This is a genomic window from Janthinobacterium sp. GL_088 (assembly GCF_057837845.1).
Genome location: NZ_CM174453.1, coordinates 2,252,108 through 2,271,681, shown reverse-complemented (window position 1 = coordinate 2,271,681; position 19,574 = coordinate 2,252,108). Strand labels below are relative to the sequence as shown.

Here is a 19,574-nt window from a genome sequence, read left to right as displayed (position 1 = left end):
AAAGCCTGCTCGCGCAGGCTGGAGGGATGCGGCGCCAGCTCAGGCGGCCGGCGCTTTTTTCTTCGCCGCCGGCCTCGCCGCCGGCTTGCTCGCCGGCTTGGCTGCGGCGCGCGGTGCGGTCCTGGCCGCCGGCTTGGCCGGAGCCTTGGCGACGGCCGCTTTCGGCGCGGCTTTTGGTGCTGTTTTCGGTACGGATTTCGGCGCCGCCTTCACGGCGGGCCTGGCCGCAGCCTTCGGCCTGGGTGCCGGCGCGGCCTTGGCCGACAGCGCCGCCACTTGCCGGCTCAAGGCGTCGATCTGCACGTGCAGCGCGGCGAGGTCCTGTTGCGTGGGCACGCCGATGGTGGCCAGGGCGCGCGCGACGCGCTCTTCGAACACCTGTTCCAGCTTGTCCCAGGAGCCGCTGGCCTGCTTGCCCACGCCATCGGCCAGTTTGCTGACGCTGTCGCTGACATCGGCCACCTTGTCTTCGGCCCGCTTCTGGAATTCCGTGCCTTCCTTCACCAGCTTGGAAAACACGCGCCCGCCCTCTTCCTGCGCTTTGGCAAAGGCGCCCAGGCCCGCTTGCCAGATCTGCTGCGCGGACGAGCGCACGGCGTTCGCCAATTCCTTGTCTTCCGCCAGTTCCTTCAGTTTCTTCACCATCGCCAGCTCCCGTCAATTGAAAAGGCCATGCCACTTCATGGATACTTTTTATTCTAGTGAGCAAAACTAGAGACGGGAGTCTAATTCGATGGAAAGCTGCTACTCAACGTGCGCCAGCGCACGCGGCGGCAAGCGCCTAGGCCGCTGCCTTCACCTGGCCATGCAGCAGCTTGTGCAGGCGGAAGCCTTCGCGGATATTCTCGCGCAGCACGGCGCCTTTCCACGGCTTGGTGTAGAAGCGGTCGACGGCGCCACGGTTGATGGCCGCCATGATGGGCGTCAGGTCGGCAAAGGCCGACAACATGATGCGGAAGGTGTCGGGGCACAGGTGCTTGACCCGCTCCATGAATTCGGTGCCGCTCATGAGCGGCATGCACTGGTCGCACAGGATCACCTGCACCTTGTGGCGCGCCAGGATATCGAAACCCTCGGCGGCCGTCTGCGCCGTCAGGATGCGGTAGCCATCCTGCGCCAGGAAGTCACTGAGCACGTCGAGCATGAAAACATCGTCATCGACGATCAGCAAAGTTTGCTGCTCTTCGCCAGCGGCATCCTGCGGCGCCTGCAGCAGTTTGCCACCCATCAGCATCTGCTCGAATTCCTCGTGCGGCACGGGGCGGCTGAAATAATAACCCTGCATCTCGTCGCAGCCGTGGCGTCGCAAATAGGCCAGCTGCGCATCGTTTTCCACGCCTTCGGCGATCACTTCCAGCTTCATGCTGTGCGCCATGCTGATGATGGCCAGCACGATGGCCGCGTCGTCCGGATTGCTGGTGACTTCGCGCACGAAGGCGATGTCGATCTTCAGCTTGTCGATGGGGAAGCGCTTCAGGTAGGCCAGGCTGGAATAGCCGGTGCCGAAATCGTCGATGGAAATCTGGATGCCCAGCGCCTTGAGATTGCGCAATACGGCGATGGTTTCCTCGGCATTCGACATGAGCGAGCTTTCCGTCAGCTCCAGCTCCAGCAGTTCCGGCGCGATATCGTACTTGCGGATCGCCTTGAGCACTTCCTCTTCCAGGCCGCCAACGAAAAACTGGATGCCCGACACGTTCACCGACAGGTGCACGGGCCCGATGCTGCTGGCGCCCCACTCGCTGATCTTCTTGCACGCCTCGTCGAGTACCCAGTTACCCACGCGCACGATCAGACCCGTTTCTTCCAGCAGGGGGATGAACAGGGCCGGCGAAACCATGCCGTGACCGGGGCGGCGCCAGCGTATCAGCGCCTCGGCGCCGCTGATGCGCCCCGAAATGATATTCACCTTGGGCTGGAAGAACAGCACGAATTCTTCGTTGTCGATGGCGCGCCGCAGGGCATTTTCCATGTCCAGCCGCGCCATCGACTGCGCATTCATTTCCGCCGTGAAGAAGCGGAAGGCGTCGCGGCCCGCTTCCTTGGCGCGGTACATGGCCGTGTCGGCATATTGAATCAGGGTGTCCGCATCGACGCCGTCGTCGGGGTACACGGAAATGCCGATGCTGACCGTCACCGTCACTTCATGCCCCTGCAAGTCGAAGGGCTTGCGCATCGCTTCGCGGATCTTGTCGACCACGCCCACGGCATGCTGGGCGCCGTCGGGCAGCACCAGGATGGTGGCAAATTCATCGCCGCCAAAGCGGCCGATGGTGTCGCGCACGCGCAGGCAGTCGACGAGGCGGCTGGAAAACTGGCGCAGCAGGTCATCGCCGATGGTGTGGCCCAGCGTATCGTTGATATTCTTGAAGCGGTCGATATCCATGAACAACACGGCCACGGCCCACTGGTGCTCGGCCGCCTGCGTCAGCGAATGGGTCAGCGAGGCATAGAACTGGCTGCGGTTCGGCAAGCCGGTCAAGGTGTCGAAATGGGCCAGTTTCATCAGGCGCTGCTCCGCATCCTTGCGCTCGGTGATGTCGCGCGCCACGGCTACCAGGATCCAGCTCTGCCCCGAGCGCAGGGTGCGCCGCTGCACTTCCACCGACAGCGGCGAACCGTCCTTGCGCTGCAGCTGCAATTCCGTCATCGGCCCGCCCTGGTCGCCCGCCAGCAGCTTGTTGTACAGCTCTTCCAGCTGCGATTCTCCCTCGTGCGCGTGGCCCGGCCCCACGCGCAGGAAATCCTCGCGCTCGAAACCAAGCATGCGGCACGCCGTCTGGTTGACGTCGACGAAGCACATGCCGGCGCGGTCGACGAGAAAAATCGCGTCGGCCGTGGCGTCCATCGCCAGGCGGAAGCGGCGCAAGTCTTCATCGAGGCGGATGCGCGCCGCCATGTCCAGGGTCAGCTGCTCGTGATGGCGCTTGATTTCGTCGTACAGCAGCAGGTTGTCGTAGGCGACGGCGATCTGCGCCGCCACCGTGGCGGCGACCCGCTCATCGACTTCGGAAAACTCATTCGCCCCCAGCTTGTCGACCAGGTACAGCCAGCCGTGGCTGCGCTCGCGCGAGGCGATGGCCACGCCCAGGAAGGAATGCACGGGCGGATGCGTGTCGGGCAAGCCCAGCGCGCCGGGGTCGCCCTTCAAGCCATTGACCCGGTAGGGCTGGCGCTGTTCCAGCAAGCGGTTCAAAATACCCGTGCGCGGCGCGCTGGCGATGCGCTCGAGGTTTTTCTCGGCGCCGCACGAGGAAAAATAGCTGAGCTTTTCGGCGCCCTCTTCCAGCACGCCAATGCAGGCGTACTTGGAGACGCAGATATTCTGCGCCACCTTGCAGCCCGCCTCGATCAGGGCGCGCGGATCGCGTTCGGCGCCCAGCTCGATGCCCAGCTCGATCAGGGCCGTCAGGCGCAGGCTGACCGCCTGCAGGCTGGACAGCGAACGCGACAGGCGCTCCGTCATGACGCCCAGGTCTTCGGGGATGGCGGCCTGGCCCTCGCGCTGGCTGGCCAGCTGCGAAATCTGCTGGCTGCTCGATTCGAGTTCATCGAGGTAGCCGCTGACCTGGTGCTCGATGCCGGCCAGCTTGCCCGTGGCGGGAGGCGCCGCAGCACCGCCAGCGCCCGGCGCAGCCGGCACCTGTGGCGCCGCCGGCATCAGCCCCAGCGCCTCGTTGACGGTGCGCACGATGACCTCGGGGTCGGATGGCTTGGGCAGCACCCAGCGCACGCCGCACGCCTGCGCCAGCAGGATCGCTTCCTGCTCGCGGTAGGTAGCCGTATAAAAGATGATGGGCACGTCGGTCAGCGCGGGATCGGCATGCACGCGCGTGACAAATTCGTAGCCGTCCATGTTCGGCATAAGGATGTCGGAAATGATCAGGTCCGGCCGCTCGGTGCGCAGCAATTCCAGCGCGTCGGCGCCATTCGCCGCCTCCAGCAGGCGGTGGCCGCCGTAGCCCAGCAGCGCGGTCAGGAACTCGCGGTTCAGCACATGATCATCGACGATCAGGATGGTGGCTATGTCGTTTTTAACTGGCGTCGACGGCGCCCCGGGTAAAAAAGACTCCAGCTCCGCGACGAACAGGTCGGGTTCGATCGGCTTGCCGATGTAGCCATTGAAGCCCGCTTCGAGCAGGCGCTCGCGGTCGCCCACCATGGCCAGCGCCGTCACGGCCAGGGCCGGGATCTTGCGCAGCTGCGGGTCCTTCTTCAGCTCCGCCACCACGCCGTAGCCATCGAGCTTGGGCAAATGCACGTCGCAAATGATCAAGTCCGGCAATTCGCTGCGCGCCATGCGCACGCCCTCTTCGCCGTCATAGGCGGCCAGCGGCGTGTACCCGAAGGCACGCAGCAAATACACCATCAATTCCATATTGGTGGCGTTATCTTCGATAATCAGGATACGTGCGGACAATTAGCGCCCCCAATAAAAACTGCATGGACTCATTTTCTGCCTGCGTTCAACTTTCCGTTTGCGCGATCTACATAACAATCCTACAACATCTTGCCATACATCCAGAAAAATATCTGTCCGCAGGATGCCTGCGGAACGGCACAAGCGGCCCCAGGAGCAAATTTCCGCCGGCTGTCTTCTGACGTTAGCTTAATACAGTACGCCAGTGGAAAACAGCATTTTCTACCCCTGGCGCTGTTAAATACGGGCAACAGCAGAGTCAAAAGAGACAGTCTTGCCATGCAGATAAAACACAACAGGACTCAGGCGAAATGGGGGGCGGAAGGGGGACGGGCGACTTCGTTCTTGATAGTGATTTCTGCCAGCAGCTGGCGCAGCACGCGCGCGTCGCTGGCCAGCGCCACGTGGCCGATGCCGCCGAAGGCGAGATTGCGCGCACCGGGCAGTTGCGCGGACGACTGCGGCGCGACGATATTATCGTGATGCGAATACATCGACGTGATCAGGGCACGCGTCTCTGGCGTCTCGCTGGCGGCCAGCTGCGCCAGCCAGCCGCTCGGCGCGCCATCGACGCGGCTCATCTGGCGCGCATTGGCGCCCGCCGCCAGGTTGGCCAGCGCCGTGCCGTGGTGCGGCGTGCCGATGGTGACGATGCGGGCAACACGCTGCGCACCATGGCGGCGCAGCCAGGCGCGCGCCACCAGGCCGCCCATGCTGTGGGCGACAAGAATCACGCGGTCGCTGCCCGTGCGGGCGCACAGCGCCGCGATGGCTTGCTCGACCTGCGGCACGAAGTCCTCGATGTCGGCTCCGATCGGTTCCAGGTCGACGCCCTCGTGCGCGATGCCGGCCCGCGCCAGCTGCCGGCTCAGCTTTGTCCAGTAGCCGCGGTTGCACACATAGCCGTGGATCAGCAGCACGGGCAGACCCTGGCCAGTGATGATGTCGGCCGCATGCAGGCGCGGACGCAGCATGCCCCAAGACGACGTCCACAGGGTGGCGCGCAACTCGCCCAGGAACAGGCGCGCGGCGCCCATGGCGTCCAACTGATGTTCCGCTGGCACGGGGCTGCCGGCGCGCCGGCTGTCCCAGAAATTGCGCGCCACGACCAGCGCGCGCACGGCCAGCAGCATGGCGCCCGCCAGCAGCATGGCCAGCACCGGCGAGGCGATGCCCCAGGCCTGCATGGCCAGGTACGCCACCCCCAGCACGGCCAGCACTTGCAGCAGCATCAGCCACTTGAGGATGCGCGCGATCATGCCGTCGTCGCAGCAGACATGGGAACGGGTGCCGGCTTGCCCGTCAACTCCCGCGCCAACCCGCTGGCCAGGCGCGCGGCCAGCGCATACAAGGTCAGTTGCGGATTGGCGCCTATCGAGGTGGGAAACAGCGAACCGTCGTGGACGGACAGGTTGCGCACGCCGTGGTAACGGCCATCCGCCCCCGTCACGCCCAGGCGCGCATCGTCGGACATGGCGCAGCCGCCCATCACATGGGCCGACACCACGCGCGCCAGCAAGGCCTTCATCGGCAAGGCGCCGATGGCTTGCTTCGCCTGCGCCCAGCTCGTGTAATGGCTGGCCATTTCATGCACGGGATACACGCTCTTGGCGCCGGCGGCGAACTGGATTTCCGCCATCGACAGCAGCGCGCGCCGCACGCCATCCCAGATGAAGGGCGTGAGCGGATAGTCGAGCACGGGCGCGCCGAAGCTGTCGATCGACACGCTGCCACCCACCGCTTCATGGTGAAAGCCGTCGCGCAGCAGGGCCAGCAAGGCGTGCGCATGGGGGAACTCACGCATGGTGCGCGCATGTTCATCGCCGAAGCCGCCCATGGTGGTGGCCATCAGCAGCGGGTGCAAAGGCGGCGCTTCGAGCTTGTAGCCGATCGGGCCATCGATGGGCGCCGTGTGCAGGAAATGGTCGGAATAAATCGTCTGCGGCGCGCCCGCATAGGCCTCGACGCGCTGCTGGAAGAGGCCCGCCGAAATCACCGTCGGATGCAAAAAGGTGCGCCGCCCCAGCAAGCCGTGCGGGTCGGGCGCCTGCGAGCGCAGCAACAGCGCGGGCGAGTTGATCGCGCCGCCGGCCAGCACAAAGTGTTTGGCGCGCAGCGTCAGGCGCACGCCCGTGGGAACTTGCCCGGCGGCGTCGAGCGCCGTCACCTGCAGGCTGTCGATGCGCTCGCCCTTGAAAGTGAAACGCTCGGCGCGCGCATGCACGAGCAAGCCCGCGCCCAGCGCCAGCGCGGCGGGAATCGTCGTTACCAGCATCGACTGCTTGGCGTTGGTCGGGCAACCCATGCCACAGTAGCCGAGATTCCAGCAACCGTTCACGTTGCGCCGGATGGCGGCCGTGGGGATGCCCAGCGCACTGGCGCCACGGCGCAACAAGTCGTTGTTTTCATTCGGCGGCGCGGCCCAGTCGCTCACGTGCAGGCGCTTTTCCATCATGGCGAACCATGGCGCCATGGCGTCGACGGAATAGCCGGACAAGCCGAAATGCTTGCGCCAGTATTCCAGCGTGCCGGGCGGCGTGCGGAAACTCGACGTCCAGTTGACAGTGGTCGAACCGCCGACGGTGCGCCCCTGCAGAATATTGATGGCCTTGTCGCGCGTCTTGCGGGCAGCCGATTCCTGGTACAGCGCAGGATAGGCGTCCGCTTCGCGCATCTTGAAATCTTTCGACGACTTCAAGCCGCCCTCCTCGACGATCAGCACCTTGAGGCCGGCCAGCGCGAGGATTTCCGCCGTCACGCCGCCGCCGGCGCCGCTGCCGATGACGACCACGTCGGCCTCCAGGGTGCGGTCGGTGTCCAGGGTGCTGGCGTCGGTGACGTTCCAGCCGGCGGCCACGCCGACGGCGATGGGGTCAGGAATGGGAGATGTGCTCATGGATGCCTTATGCGCTCAGTTCGGGCAGCGGTCCCGGATAGCCGATGGCGGCCCAGTGGGCGGCATCGGCATACCAGGCGCCGAGGATCAGGTCGTGCAGGGCCAGATAGGCCGTCTGCAGTGTGGCCAGGCGGTGCGTGCGCCATGACTGCAGAAAGGCGGCCACCTGGGCGGGGTCCGCTTCGCGCCAGCCATCTTTTACGCCGGCGACGAAGCGCCGCGCGGGCGCCAGCGCCAGCAAGCCAAACAAGTCCTGCACTTCCTGCTGCGCCGCCAGCGGCAAGCCGCGGATGGCCGTGTCCACGCCGGCGATGGCGCCATCGAGCGCCGCGGCCCGCGCGGGGGTTTCCTGCGGCAGCGCGCTGCCCAGCATGGCAGGCACGATGGCCGCCAGCGCCGCGCGTGCTGCGCCATCGAGCATGAAGCGGCCCGGCGGCGCCGGCCCCCGCACCAGCCGGTATGCGGCGCCGCCGGCAGCCAGCACCCCGGCGCCGAGCAAGCCCAGTTTCAGAAACGATCTGCGTTGCATATCCCCTATCCCCTTGTTTTGTACGGCCTTTTGCAGGCCAGTGTACGCCAAAGGCAGTGGGCGTTTGAACGCAAAAACTAGAGCGGAGAGTCTAGTTTTTGCGACTGAAACCACAGCAGCAGCATGGCCAACAACGCCGCCAGCGCGCCGCCGATGGCGATGCTGGGCAAGCCAAAGGCGACGATCAGCATCCCACCCAGCGCGCCGCCAAAGGCCGTGCCCGCATTGAAGGCGGCGATATTCAGGCCCGCCGCCACGGCGTCGCTGCCCGGGCAATGCTGCTGCGCCAGGCGTAGCAGCCGCATGGTCGACAGGGTCACGAGGGCGAAGAACAGCAAGCCCAAAGTGCCGCACAGGACCAGCATGGCCAGGGGATGGGCGCGCAGCGCATAAAACCCCAGCAGATTGAGCGCCAGCGCGGCCAGGGCCAGCACGCTGGAGCGCAGCGCGTGGGGACGATCCGCGCACCAGCCGCCCAGCAGGTTGCCGCCGATGGCGCACGCGCCAAAGCACAGCATGGCGGCACTGAGCCAGCCCGCATCGAGTCCGCCCAGCTGCAGCAGGAAGGGCGACACATACGTGAAAAAGCTGAAGGTGGCCACGCTGACCAGCGCCGCCACGCCGGCCGCCAGCAGCAGGGGCGGTTGCAGGATGGCGCGCAGGCTGGCCAGCGCCGATACGGCAGCGGCCTGCTGGCGCGCGGCCGGCATGGCACAGTACAAACCGGCGCCGCCGCACAGGGCCAGCACGCCGATGGCCGCAAATACCCAGCGCCACGACGAGACGGCTCCCAGCCACGTCCCCAGCGGCACGCCGCCCGCCAGCGCCAGGGTCAGGCCCAGCCAGACGATGGACAACGCCCTTCCTGCGCGCGACGGGTCGACCAGGCTGGTGGCCGCATGCGACGCGACGGCCATGAACACGCCATGCGCGAGGCCCACGGCAAAGCGCACACCGAGCAGCGCGCCCAGCGCCGGCGCGGCCGCCGTGGCCACGCTGCCGGCCGCCAGCACGAGCATGGTGGCCACCAGCACCTGGCGCGTGGGCAGGCGCGCCAGCAGGGCCGTCAGGATGGGCGCGCCGATGGCCGCCCCCAGCGCATACGCGGCGATGGCGCCGCCGGCCGCCGCCACGCTGGCGTGCAGGTCGCGCGCCATGGGAGACAGCAGGCCGGCGGCGATGAATTCGCACAAGCCGAAGGCAAAGCTGCACAGGGAGAGCAGATAAATGGAGAATGGCAGCGTGGCGGACGGCAGCACTGTGCGCGAGGACATGGTGGACATGGCAGTTCCTGACAATCAAAAACGCCATGCTGGCCCCTGGGCCATCATCTGTAAAATATCTTATTTATCTTGAAACGAGACGCTTAACGTCTCAATTCAAGTCTCAATGGGCGGAAAAGAGCCGCAGCTGCGCCAGCAGCCGCTCGCGCACGGGCGACGTGCGTTGCGGATCCCACGCCATGTACAGGTCAAGCTGGCGCAGCGCCTCGGGCGCGCTGCTTGCCAGCGGCAGCATGACAACGCCGGCAGGCCTGGACGCGGCCAGGCTGGCCGGCAGCAGCGCGACGCCGAAGCCGGCCGCCACCAGTCCCAGCACCGTTTGCAAACGGCGCGCCTGCTGCGCCACGTGCGGCACGAAGCCCGCGTGCAGGCACAGGCTGGCCAGCTGGTCGTGGAAACCCTGGCCCAGTTCGCGCGGCGAAGCGACGAAATCGTCACCGGCCAGCTCCGCCAGGTCCACCCGCGTCAGCCCCGCGCAGCGGTGGTTCAAGGGCAGCGCCACGACGATGTCTTCGCCGGACAGGCGCTCGAAGCGCAAGCCCGGCGTGCTGCGGCCTGGCGCGCGCAGCAGGGCGATATCGACCTCGTTCTTTTCCAGCCACTCGACCTGCTGCTGCGTCGACGCTTCGCGCAAGGTGAATTGCACGGCGGGCGATGCGGCGCGGAAGGCGCGCAAGGCATTCAATACGCGGGCATACGGCGTGATGTGGATGAAACTCAGGCGCAGATGCCCCTCGATGCCTTGCGCCACGCGGCGTGCGGCGGCCACGCCCTCTTCCAGGCTGGCCAGCACCTGGCGCGCCGTGGCAAGAAACGTGCTGCCGGCGGGCGTCAAGGCAACCTTGCGGTTGGTGCGCTCGAATACAGGGTAGCCCAGCGCCTCTTCCAGCCGCAATATCGCCTGCGACAACGGCGGCTGCGCCATGTGCAGCCGTTCGGCCGCGCGCCGGAAATTGAGTTCCTCGGCGACGGCGATGAACTGGCGCAGCAGCCGGGTCTCTATCATGGGCCTTTTTTGGCGACCGCCAGGATATGCCGGGCGATGCCGCGCAGGATATTGACTTCTTCCGTTTCCAGCCCCGTGCGCGAGAACAGGCGTTTCAGGCGCGGCATCAGTTTTTTCGGATTGTCGGCGTCGAGAAAATCGATGGCCACCAGGGCCTGTTCCAGGTGCGCATACATGCCGTCCACCTGCGCCAGACTGGCCGCGTCGCCATGGAAACCGACTGGGCTGGCGACTTGTCCATCGCCGAGGGCCGCCACGCGGCATTCATAGGCCACCACTTGCGCCGCCTGCGACAGGTTCAGCGAGGAATATTCGGCATTGGCAGGAATGTTGATTAGCACATTGCACTGCTCGACGATCTCGTTGGGCAAGCCAAAGCGCTCGTTGCCGAAGATGACGGCCGCGTGCAGCTCTTCGCTGGCCGCCAGCTGGGCCGCGATGGTGCGCGGGGCCGTGACGGGCGGCGAGAATTCGCGCAATCTGGCCGACACGGCGGCCGCGTAATTGCAGCCTTCGAGCGCCTCGGCAATCGAACCGACGATGCGCGCGCCCGACAAAATATCCTGCGCGCCGCTGGCGAAGGCCACCGCTTCCGCATCCGTCAAGGCGTCGGGAAAGCGCGGGTTGACCAGCACCAGATCGGAAAAACCCATCGTTTTCATGGCGCGCGCGACGCCGCCAATGTTGCCAGGACGACTAGTTTCGACAAGAATAAATCGCAGGCGTTTGAAAAGAGACGTGTTGATTTCGGGCAGATTCATTTAAAATAGCGCTATTGCGCGGTATCGATACAGGAAATTTCGGGAAACGGAGTCACAAAACGCTGACTCCAGGCCGGGATTTTAACCACTTCGGCACCGCTCCGCTCTTTAATTCATTCTTGCACTCTATCGTACCGGCGCCGAAAGGCGACGCTGGGCGGTCGCGTGCTTTTAACGGAAGCTCACATGCACCCAATGCTCAACACGGCGATCAAAGCCGCCCGCCGCGGCGCCGCCGTCATCAATCGCGCCTCTTTTGACCTCGACCGCGTCGTCGTCACGGAAAAACAACATAACGATTTCGTCACCGACGTCGACCAGGCGGCCGAACAAGCCATCATCGAGGTGCTGTCCAAAGCCTACCCGGACCACGCGTTCCTGGCTGAGGAATCGGGAGCTTCCGCCAACTCGCACGACGAGAATGAATATCAGTGGATCATCGACCCGATCGATGGCACCACCAACTTTATCCACGGCTTCCCGCAATACTGCATCTCGATCGCCCTCGCGCATCGCGGCGTCGTCACGCAAGCCGTCATCTACGATCCGGTCCGCAACGACCTGTTCACGGCCACCAAGGGCGCCGGCGCCTACCTGAACGAAAAACGCATCCGCGTCACCAAGCTGGACCGCATCTCGAACGCCCTGCTGGGCACCGGCTACGTGGCCGGCAGCGCCCGCGCGCTGGACGAATACCTGAAGATGTACGCGATCATGGGCGAACGCAGCCAGGGCGTGCGCCGCGCCGGCTCGGCCGCGCTGGACCTGGCCTACGTCGCTTGCGGCCGCCTGGACGGCTTCTACGAAAAAGGCTTGAAGCCTTGGGATATCGCCGCCGGCGCCCTGATGATCACGGAATCGGGCGGCATCGTCGGTGAGTTCAGCGGCGAATCGGACTACCTGTACAAGGGCGACGTCATCGCCGCCAGCCCGAAGATCTTTGGCCAGATGATTACCCTCTTGACGCCATTCGCCTGATTGCCAGGCAAGGGCTGATGTAAAAAAGCTGCCGGCGTTTCCTCCTGCAGCTTTTTTTTCGCCCGTACCGCCCGCGCTCAGTCCGTGACGCCGTACGACGCCGTCGTCAGGATGCCGTTAGGCGTGCGCACCGTCACCGTCAACAGGCCGTTGCGCACGCTGTTCGCCTGGCAGGTGGTGCCGTTCTGGGTCACGTCGCTGATCATCTGCACGGGATAGATCCAGCTGGCGGAACTGGCGCTGTCGATGCTGGGCACGACAAAGCTGTTGCCGCTGACGATGCTGCCATTGCTGGACGCGAAACTGATCGTCGTGCCGGCCGGCAGCGGATTGCCGGGCAAGTCGAACACCCGCTTGGTGACATCCTTGCCGTTGACGACAAACACGGTGTCATTGTTGTCGCGGATGGCCAGCTGGAAAGTATGCACCGTGTTCTCGAACAGCGTGCCATCGACGCATTTGTCCAGGTCGATGCTGGCCGCGCCCAGGGGCGTGAAACGCGCCGTGCTGCCGGACAGCACCTGCACCAGCGCCTGGCGTATGTGCACGGTGTTGGCGACCGTCGTATTGACGCTGGAGGCCGCGCGCAGCACGCCGTTGTACTGCCCATCGCCGGCCTGGTCCCAGAGGCCGTTGCCATTCGAATCAATTTTCATTTCGCCAGTGGCACGCACGGCATTGCCCGTGCTGTAGGCATCGTCCTTCAAATTGGCATTGCTGCCAACGATGGCGCGGTCGTTACGGAACGGCTCGCCCAGGTCGACATACGTCTCGCCGCTCTCGAACAGGTTGTTGCCGTTCGCATCGGCAAAGCTTTCCTCGCCCAGCGCATAGGCGAGGATGGTCACGCGGCCGTCAGCGGGACGGGGATTGCCGGGGCAGAAACGCACGCTGCACGAACCCGGTACGCCTTTCTGCGTAATCACGGTGCCGTCCGTCAAGGTCGTGTTGACCAGGCCCGTCAGGCAGGATGCATCGATGGTGCCGCCCTCGACCGAGAAGCTGACGGCCGTGCCATCGGGTACGGGATTGTGGAAATGGTCGCCCAGGCGCGCCGTAATGGTGGCGCCCGTCGGTGCGGTACAGCCGGCAAAGTCCCCCCCTTCCGTATTGAACATGGACGTGCTCAGGGTAAAGCTGTCCTGCTCGGGGATACCGGTGGATACAACCAGCTGGTCCGACACCGTCGACAGGCCCGTGCCCTGCAGGCTGGCCGTGATGCGGATCGGCGTATTCACGGTGCCCGAAGCCACCGTGGTGCTGACGCTGCCATCCGCGCCGCTGGTCGATTGCGCCGGGTTCAGGCTCAAGCCGCCCACCGTCGTGTTGAGCGCGAAATTGACCACATGGCCGCTGACGGGATTGCCGTTCCGGTCGAGCACCTTGAAGGTGACGATGGACGATTCTTGCCGCCCCGCCCCGCCCGTGCCCTTCAGGGCAATATTTTGCGGCAGGGCCGAGACAAAGCCGATCTGGCCTGCGCTGGCCGTCTGTACCGTCAGGGTGCCCGTCTGGCTCAGGGTGGTGGCATTGAAGACGGTGCTGGCCGTGATCACGTCGGGCGCGCCGCAGCCCTTGTCGATATAGGAAGTGCTGGCTACGCCATTCACTGTATTGACGGGGCTGCTGATGGCTGCCTTGCCGGCCGTCGCGCAAGGCGAGCTGAAGACGACCGACTGCACCGGCGCATATACGGCCGGGCCATTCATCACCGTCACGCTCAGGCCGGCCGTGCCGCCCGCCGACAGGCTTGCCGGAACGACACCCACGCCACCGAGAGTCAGGGTCGGGAAGAGCACCGTGTAATTGATACTCGACGTCAACACGCTGCCATTTACCGTGGCGCTGCCCGTCAGCGCAAAAGCGCCGCTCTGGCTGCCCGCCGCGATCACGATCGTGGCCACGCCATTCGCGTCCGTCAGGGCGCTGGCCGCCCCCGGGGTAAAGGTGGCGCTCTTGTCGCTGCTGTTCAAGGTCAGCAGGACGCCCGGCAACACGGCACCACTGCCATCCTTCACGACGGCTTGCACAGTGGCGCTGTTGCCGGGACCGACCGAGGTAGTCGCCTTGCCGGCGCCGTCTTTCAGGCTCAGCGCCAGGGTCGCAGGCACGGGCACGACAGGCGTCACGGGCAGCACCGGCGTGACGGGCGGCACCACGCAACCGGGCAGGTTCGGATTGCGGCCCGGGTCCAGGGTGCTGCAATCGCTGCCGCCGGAACCGCCACCACCACAGCCGGCCAGCAACGTCACTGCCGTGCCGGCAGCCAGACACAGCGCCCAGCGCGCCGGCAAACTGTTACTCATCAATCCTGACATGCACTTCTCCCTGTTATTTTGATGCTGATCATGTGTTGCTGCTATTGTGCTCAAGCCTGGTCGCGCCCCAGGATCAGGCGGATGCCGGCGCCGCGCCCCAGGCTGGCGACCGCCACCAGTGGCACGGCCTCCCCTCGCTGCGCCAGAATTTGCCGCAAGGCATCGGCCTGGCGAGCGTTGCCGGGCGCATACAGGATCTGGCTGCGTGCCTGGCGGAAACCGGGCAGATTCGCCAACCGGCTGACCGCCATGCCATGCTCCCGCACGCGCTGGCGCATGTGCGCCGCCATGCCGCGGATGCCATTGCCGTTGATGATTTCGATCTCGGCCGGCACCTCCGGCGCGGCGGCCACGACTGGGGCGGCTGGTGCCAATGCAGCCTGCGCCGCTTGCACCAGCTGCAAGTTGTTGCGCGCCAGCGCCGTGCCGCCGGCGCGCGCCGCGGCCTGCCCGAGCATGGAGGACGCTTGCGCCAGCTCCCCTTGCAGGTAGTACACATAACCAAGGTTGTTCCTGGGCTGGGCAGCGTCCGGGTAGTCGCGCACCAGCGCCTGCAGCGCCGTGGCAGCCTGTTCCAGCCGGCCCTGGCGCGCGTCGAGCACGGCTTGCGCATTGCGCGCGCCCAGCTGCCGCGGGTCGAGGGCGAGCGAAGCGGCATACGCGCCGGCGGCCAGTTCCAGCTGACCCCGCGCCTGGTAAAACTTGCCCAGTTCCAAATACGTGGCGGCACTCTGGCCGGCGGAATGGCCGATGCGCTGCACGCCCTGTACCTGCCAGTGCGGCGCGGCGGGCGTGGCCGCACAGCCTTGCAGCAGGCATGCCAAGAGCCACCACACAGGTATCCAGTACCAGCGCAGCGTCATAGCCCGCCCATCGCCGGCAGCAGGGCGCGGCGGATCTGCAGCAGGGCCGGCCCCATGAGCACGACCAGCAAAGAGGGAAAAATGAAAAAAATCAGGGGAAACAGCAGCTTGAGCGCAATCTTGGCCGCCGTTTCCTCGGCGCGCTGGCGCCGCTTGGTGCGCAGCTCGTCCGACTGCACGCGCAGGGAAGCGGCGATACTGGTGCCGAAACGCTCCGCCTGTATCAGCAAGGTGACCAGCGCATCGACATCTTCCACGCCCGTGCGCAGGGCCAGGTTGCGCAAGGCCTTGTCCTTGGCGCTGCCGGCACGCAATTCCAGTGTCACGAGTTGCAATTCCTCGGCCAGGATCAAGCTTTTCATGCCGATTTCCTGCGCCACGCGCGCCAGCGCCGCATCCATCGCCAGGCCCGCCTCGACGCAGACGGTCATCAAGTCCAGTGCGTCGGGAAAGGTTTCGAAGATTTCACGCTGGCGCTCCTTCAGGCAATGCTTGAGCCAGAAATCGGGCAGGTAATAACCGAGGGCCGCCGCCAGCACCAGCCACAGGAACAGGTTGTAGTCGCCATGCCGCAGCAGCAGATAGGCCAGCAGGGGAAACAGCAATGCCAGCCCCGTCTTGGCCGCATAAAACAGCGCCGGTGCGGCGCTCTTGCGCCAGCCCGCATTGATGAAGCGGATGCGGATGGGCGACACTTCCCAGCCCTCTTCGGGCAAGGACAGCTTGGCCAGCGGACGGGTCAGGCTGACCAGGTGTGCCAGCCAGCGCTGGTTCATGCGGCGCGCCCTGCCCGTATCGATCTTCTGCACCTCGAGGGTATCGAGGCGCAGTTGCACCGCGTTGCCCGCAAACAAGCGCGCCAGCACCAGGACGATGCCGAACACGATCAGGAACAGCACCACCAACAGACCCATCTGCATGCCGCTCATCGTGCCACCCTCTGTCTGGTCAATTGCTTCATTTCATGGCCTCACACGCGAATCCGGACAATCTTGCGGATGACAACGATGCCAATCAGCAGCATGCCGAAGGCCATCGACACCATCTTGCGGCCGCCGCTATCGAGGTACAGCACGGAGAGGAACTCGGGGTTCGTCACCTGCATCATCAGGGCGGCGGCAAAGGGCAGCGATCCGAGCACCCAGGCCGACATGCGCCCTTCGGCCGACAGCACGCGCACCTGGCCCATCAATTTAAGGCGGTCGCGGATGATGGCGCTGATGCTGCCAAGCAATTCCGTCAGATTGCCGCCCGTCTCGCGCTGGATCAGCACGGCGATGACGAAATAGCGCAAGTCCGTGCTCGGCACGCGCGCCGCCAGGCCCGACAGGGCGTCAGCCATCGACACGCCAAAATTGACTTCGTCAAACACGGCGCGGAATTCATCGGCCAGGGGGCCCGTCATCTCGTCGCCGACCATTTTCAGGGCCGTGGGGAAAGCATGGCCGGCACGCATGGCGCGGCTCATCATGTCGAGCGCATCGGGCAATTGCAGTTCGATGCGCGCCTGCCGCCTGGCCTTGGTGCGCAGCACCAGCAGGAATGGCAGCGCCGCGCAGGCAAGGCTGAGCAGCAGGCGCAGATACCAGGGCAAGGGGCTGAGACTGCCCAACAGCAAACCCAGCAGCCAGGCCAGCAAGCTGTAGCCGAGCAGCTTGCCCACATTCCAGTCTTTGCCCGACTGCAACAGCAAACGGTCCAGCGCGGCCACGCCGGGCAGCCATTCCAGCACGCCCTGGATGCCCGCATGCGAGCTGAGCAGCCGGTCCTTGGTGATCGACACGGTTTTCTGCGCGTCGTCGCTGGCCGTATTCATCGCGCGCAAGCGGCGCGCCACGCGCCCGGCGCCGGCGCCGCGCGACTGCCAGTTGAAATACACGGCGCCCACCAGCAGCATGACCGCCAGGAAGATCAGCAAATACACCAGATACGAGAGATAGCCCATGCCGCGTCAGCGCCCGCTGCCGGTCGGCTCGAAGACGGCGCTGGAAATGCCGATGCCAAAACTCTTCAGGCGTTCCAGGAAATGCGGACGGATGCCGCTGGCCGAGAAATACCCGACGACGGCCCCGCTCTCCCCCACCCCCGTCTGCTTGAAGCTGAAGATTTCCTGCATCGTGATGACATCGCCCTCCATGCCCGTGATTTCCTGGATCGACGTGACCTTGCGCTTGCCGTCGATCAGGCGCGACACTTGCACCACCACCGATATGGCCGAGCTGATCTGCTGGCGGATGGCCTTGCTGGGCAAGTTGGCGGCCGCCATGCTGATCATGTTTTCCAGCCGCGTGATGGCGTCGCGCGGGGTGTTGGCGTGGATGGTAGCCATCGAGCCTTCATGGCCCGTGTTCATGGCGCCCAGCATGTCGAGCGCCTCGGCGCCGCGCACCTCGCCCAGGATGATGCGGTCGGGACGCATGCGCAAGGCATTGCGCACCAGCGCGCGCTGGCTCACTTCGCCCTTGCCTTCGATATTCGCGGGCCGCGTTTCCAGCCGTACCACGTGCGGCTGCTGCAATTGCAGCTCGGCCGCGTCTTCCACCGTGACGATGCGTTCCGTATGGCCGATAAAGCCGGAAATGACGTTCAGCATGGTGGTCTTGCCGCTGCCCGTGCCGCCGGAAATGAGGATATTCATCTTCGCCTTGCCCAGGCCCTGCAGCACTTCGGCCATCTCGGCCGTCATGCTGGTGTAGGCGACCAGGTCGGCCAGGCGCAGCGGATCGACGGAAAAACGCCGGATCGACATCACGGGCCCGTCGATGGCCAGCGGCGGGATGATGGCGTTGACGCGCGAACCGTCGGGCAGGCGCGCATCGACCATGGGGCTCGATTCATCGATGCGGCGGCCCACGCGCGAGACGATCTTGTCGATGATCTTCATCAAATGGGCATCGTCATTGAACACGACATCGGTCAATTCCAGCTTGCCGCGCCGCTCGACATACACTTGCTGGTGGCCATTGACGAGGATATCCGACACGGTCGGGTCCGACAGCAAGGTTTCCAGCGGGCCAAAGCCCAGCATCTCGTTGCGGATGTCGCGCGTCAGGTTCTTGCGCTCGAGATCGTTGATCACGACGGCTTCCTCGTCGAGCAGGCGCTCGACCAGGCTGCGCAACTCGTCGCGGATCTGCTCCTGCGTCAGCCGCTGCATGCTTTCCAGGTCGACGCGCTCGAGCAGCAGCGCATGGATGCGCTGTTTCAGCTCGCGGTAGCTGCGGTTGTCGATCGACGGCGCGCGCTGCGGCGTCAGGGTGGCGATCTTGCCATTGCCGAGGCGCTCGCGGATCGACAGGCTGGAGACGGGAGAAGTGGCCATGAGGGTTCCTGTTCGAATGAAGTTAGGCGCGCTGCAGCACCCGGCTCAGCCAGCCTTGCCGCACGGGTTCGGCGCTGACGCCCGTCAGGCTGGCGGCAAACTCCTGCAGCGAGCGCGTGATGGGGCTGTTCTTGTCCAGCTGCAAGATCGGCATGCCCTGGTTGACCGAAGCGGCGGCCGATGCATAGTGATTCGGCACCGTGCGGTCGATCGTGGTGCCATACGCCGCCTCCAGGTCCTGCAGGCGGATTTCGCCGCCCTTGTCGTGCCGGTTGACGATCAGGCGCACCTTGTCCTTGTCGTATTCCAGCGAGCGGAACATGCCCAGCAGGCGCTTGCCATCGCGGATATACGGCAAGGTCGTTTGCAGGATGGGGAAGATCAGGTCCGCGTGGTCGAGCGCGCGCACGCTGACCGCATCGAGGTTGCGCCCCACGTCGAGCACCACGAAGTCGTACTGGCGCCGCGCCAGCTTGATGATGGCGTCGATATGCTCGGGCTGCACTTCGCTGGCATGGGCCGGGTCTTCCGGCGCCGCCAGGACGCTGAAATTGGGCAACACATTAAGCATGCTCGAGGCGAGGAAGGACGGATCGAGGCGGTGGATGTCGCGCGTCACGTCGGCCAGGGTGGCCAGCGGCTTGTTCTCGGAGACAAACAGCGAGGCATCGCCGAAGTGCAGGTTCAGGTCCAGCAGGGCAACACGCTTGTGTCCGCTTTCCGCCAGGGCATAGCCGAGGTTGGTGGCGATGAAGGTGGCGCCGCTGCCGCCCTTGCAGGAAATGAAGGCCAGCACCTTGCCATTGCCATTGTCGCGCCGCTCGAGTTTTTCCTCGATGCGCTCGAGCGCCGGGTAGACGCTGGCGGCCGCCGCCGGCGACGGCAGCACTTCGCGCACGCCTGCACGCATGGCTTGCAGCAGGAAATCAGGCGAATGCTGCGGGCACAGCAGGATGACGGCCAGGCGCGGAAACTGATTGCTAAGGCGCTCGATGGCGGCCAGGTCGGCGCCATCGTTGCCGGGCCGGTCGAACATCAGCACATCGGGCAGCTCTTGCGCCGAGTACAGCTGTTCCAGCGGTCCGCTGCGGGTATCGACGTCGTCGGCCGGATTGCGGTTGCCGACCAGGCGGCCCAGCTCGGCCAATGCTTTTTCATCGCGGGATATGATGGCGATTTTCACGATATGCCTTGCCTG

The 19,574-nt window shown here is 65.3% G+C and carries 15 protein-coding genes; 1 reads left to right on the top strand and 14 read right to left on the bottom strand.

Annotated elements, in window-relative coordinates; translation table 11 throughout:
• Positions 1–39: 39 nt before the first annotated feature.
• The 8 genes from AC3IQ7_RS10430 to AC3IQ7_RS10395 form a co-directional block, all read right to left on the bottom strand.
• Positions 40–645, bottom strand: a complete 606-nt coding sequence (locus tag AC3IQ7_RS10430) for a phasin family protein (protein WP_489209406.1) — start codon at positions 643–645, stop codon at positions 40–42.
• A 136-nt stretch (positions 646–781) separates the two neighbouring features.
• Entirely contained in the window at positions 782–4,420 is a 3,639-nt protein-coding gene (locus tag AC3IQ7_RS10425) for an EAL domain-containing protein (protein ID WP_322428029.1), read from the bottom strand.
• Positions 4,421–4,722: 302 nt separating this feature from the next.
• Positions 4,723–5,679: an esterase/lipase family protein gene (locus tag AC3IQ7_RS10420; RefSeq protein ID WP_489209404.1), complete on the bottom strand. Its 957-nt coding sequence runs from the start codon at positions 5,677–5,679 to the stop codon at positions 4,723–4,725.
• Positions 5,676–7,316 carry a GMC family oxidoreductase N-terminal domain-containing protein gene (locus AC3IQ7_RS10415; RefSeq protein WP_489209402.1) on the bottom strand — a complete coding sequence of 547 codons (1,641 nt, stop codon included), beginning with the start codon at positions 7,314–7,316 and terminating at the stop codon, positions 5,676–5,678. Before AC3IQ7_RS10415 ends, AC3IQ7_RS10420 begins: the two co-directional genes overlap by 4 nt.
• 7 nt (positions 7,317–7,323) lie before the next feature.
• Positions 7,324–7,845: a hypothetical protein gene (locus AC3IQ7_RS10410; RefSeq protein ID WP_489209400.1), complete on the bottom strand. Its 522-nt coding sequence runs from the start codon at positions 7,843–7,845 to the stop codon at positions 7,324–7,326.
• Between the two features lie 77 nt (positions 7,846–7,922).
• Positions 7,923–9,128: an MFS transporter gene (locus tag AC3IQ7_RS10405; protein ID WP_489209398.1), complete on the bottom strand. Its 1,206-nt coding sequence runs from the start codon at positions 9,126–9,128 to the stop codon at positions 7,923–7,925.
• Between the two features lie 103 nt (positions 9,129–9,231).
• A complete protein-coding gene (locus tag AC3IQ7_RS10400; protein ID WP_489209396.1) occupies positions 9,232–10,134 on the bottom strand; it encodes a LysR substrate-binding domain-containing protein in 903 nt (300 codons plus the stop codon).
• Positions 10,131–10,895 (bottom strand): RNA methyltransferase, encoded by a 765-nt coding sequence (locus AC3IQ7_RS10395; RefSeq protein WP_489209394.1) that lies wholly within the window; start codon positions 10,893–10,895, stop codon positions 10,131–10,133. Before AC3IQ7_RS10395 ends, AC3IQ7_RS10400 begins: the two co-directional genes overlap by 4 nt.
• A 195-nt stretch (positions 10,896–11,090) precedes the next feature.
• On the opposite strand from AC3IQ7_RS10395, the gene AC3IQ7_RS10390 reads away from it, so the two are divergent.
• Entirely contained in the window at positions 11,091–11,873 is a 783-nt protein-coding gene (locus AC3IQ7_RS10390; RefSeq protein ID WP_035826389.1) for an inositol monophosphatase family protein, read from the top strand.
• Positions 11,874–11,950: 77 nt separating this feature from the next.
• On the opposite strand, the gene AC3IQ7_RS10385 is transcribed toward AC3IQ7_RS10390, so the two are convergent.
• The 6 genes from AC3IQ7_RS10385 to AC3IQ7_RS10360 form a co-directional block, all read right to left on the bottom strand.
• Positions 11,951–14,179 carry a hypothetical protein gene (locus AC3IQ7_RS10385; RefSeq protein ID WP_489209392.1) on the bottom strand — a complete coding sequence of 743 codons (2,229 nt, stop codon included), beginning with the start codon at positions 14,177–14,179 and terminating at the stop codon, positions 11,951–11,953.
• A gap of 62 nt (positions 14,180–14,241) precedes the next feature.
• Positions 14,242–15,027: a LytR C-terminal domain-containing protein gene (locus tag AC3IQ7_RS10380; RefSeq protein ID WP_489209390.1), complete on the bottom strand. Its 786-nt coding sequence runs from the start codon at positions 15,025–15,027 to the stop codon at positions 14,242–14,244.
• A gap of 23 nt (positions 15,028–15,050) precedes the next feature.
• Positions 15,051–15,983: a type II secretion system F family protein gene (locus tag AC3IQ7_RS10375; protein ID WP_099380406.1), complete on the bottom strand. Its 933-nt coding sequence runs from the start codon at positions 15,981–15,983 to the stop codon at positions 15,051–15,053.
• A 41-nt stretch (positions 15,984–16,024) separates the two neighbouring features.
• Positions 16,025–16,999 (bottom strand): type II secretion system F family protein, encoded by a 975-nt coding sequence (locus AC3IQ7_RS10370; protein ID WP_099380407.1) that lies wholly within the window; start codon positions 16,997–16,999, stop codon positions 16,025–16,027.
• A 6-nt stretch (positions 17,000–17,005) separates the two neighbouring features.
• Positions 17,006–18,352: a TadA family conjugal transfer-associated ATPase gene (locus tag AC3IQ7_RS10365; protein WP_099380452.1), complete on the bottom strand. Its 1,347-nt coding sequence runs from the start codon at positions 18,350–18,352 to the stop codon at positions 17,006–17,008.
• Between the two features lie 46 nt (positions 18,353–18,398).
• Entirely contained in the window at positions 18,399–19,559 is a 1,161-nt protein-coding gene (locus AC3IQ7_RS10360) for a CpaE/TadZ family protein (protein WP_099380408.1), read from the bottom strand.
• Between the last annotated feature and the right edge of the window lie 15 nt (positions 19,560–19,574).

Excerpts from the sequence above, each read along its gene's own strand:
- AC3IQ7_RS10390 (WP_035826389.1), top strand. The coding sequence starts at position 11,091 with ATGCTCAACACGGCGATCAAAGCCGCCCGCCGCGGCGCCGCCGTCATC.
- AC3IQ7_RS10405 (WP_489209398.1), bottom strand. The coding sequence starts at position 9,128 with ATGTCCACCATGTCCTCGCGCACAGTGCTGCCGTCCGCCACGCTGCCA.
- AC3IQ7_RS10385 (WP_489209392.1), bottom strand. The coding sequence starts at position 14,179 with ATGAGTAACAGTTTGCCGGCGCGCTGGGCGCTGTGTCTGGCTGCCGGC.
- AC3IQ7_RS10370 (WP_099380407.1), bottom strand. The coding sequence starts at position 16,999 with ATGGGCTATCTCTCGTATCTGGTGTATTTGCTGATCTTCCTGGCGGTC.
- AC3IQ7_RS10415 (WP_489209402.1), bottom strand. The coding sequence starts at position 7,316 with ATGAGCACATCTCCCATTCCTGACCCCATCGCCGTCGGCGTGGCCGCC.
- AC3IQ7_RS10375 (WP_099380406.1), bottom strand. The coding sequence starts at position 15,983 with ATGAGCGGCATGCAGATGGGTCTGTTGGTGGTGCTGTTCCTGATCGTG.
- AC3IQ7_RS10395 (WP_489209394.1), bottom strand. The coding sequence starts at position 10,895 with ATGAATCTGCCCGAAATCAACACGTCTCTTTTCAAACGCCTGCGATTT.
- AC3IQ7_RS10410 (WP_489209400.1), bottom strand. The coding sequence starts at position 7,845 with ATGCAACGCAGATCGTTTCTGAAACTGGGCTTGCTCGGCGCCGGGGTG.
- AC3IQ7_RS10420 (WP_489209404.1), bottom strand. The coding sequence starts at position 5,679 with ATGATCGCGCGCATCCTCAAGTGGCTGATGCTGCTGCAAGTGCTGGCC.
- AC3IQ7_RS10430 (WP_489209406.1), bottom strand. The coding sequence starts at position 645 with ATGGTGAAGAAACTGAAGGAACTGGCGGAAGACAAGGAATTGGCGAAC.
- AC3IQ7_RS10400 (WP_489209396.1), bottom strand. The coding sequence starts at position 10,134 with ATGATAGAGACCCGGCTGCTGCGCCAGTTCATCGCCGTCGCCGAGGAA.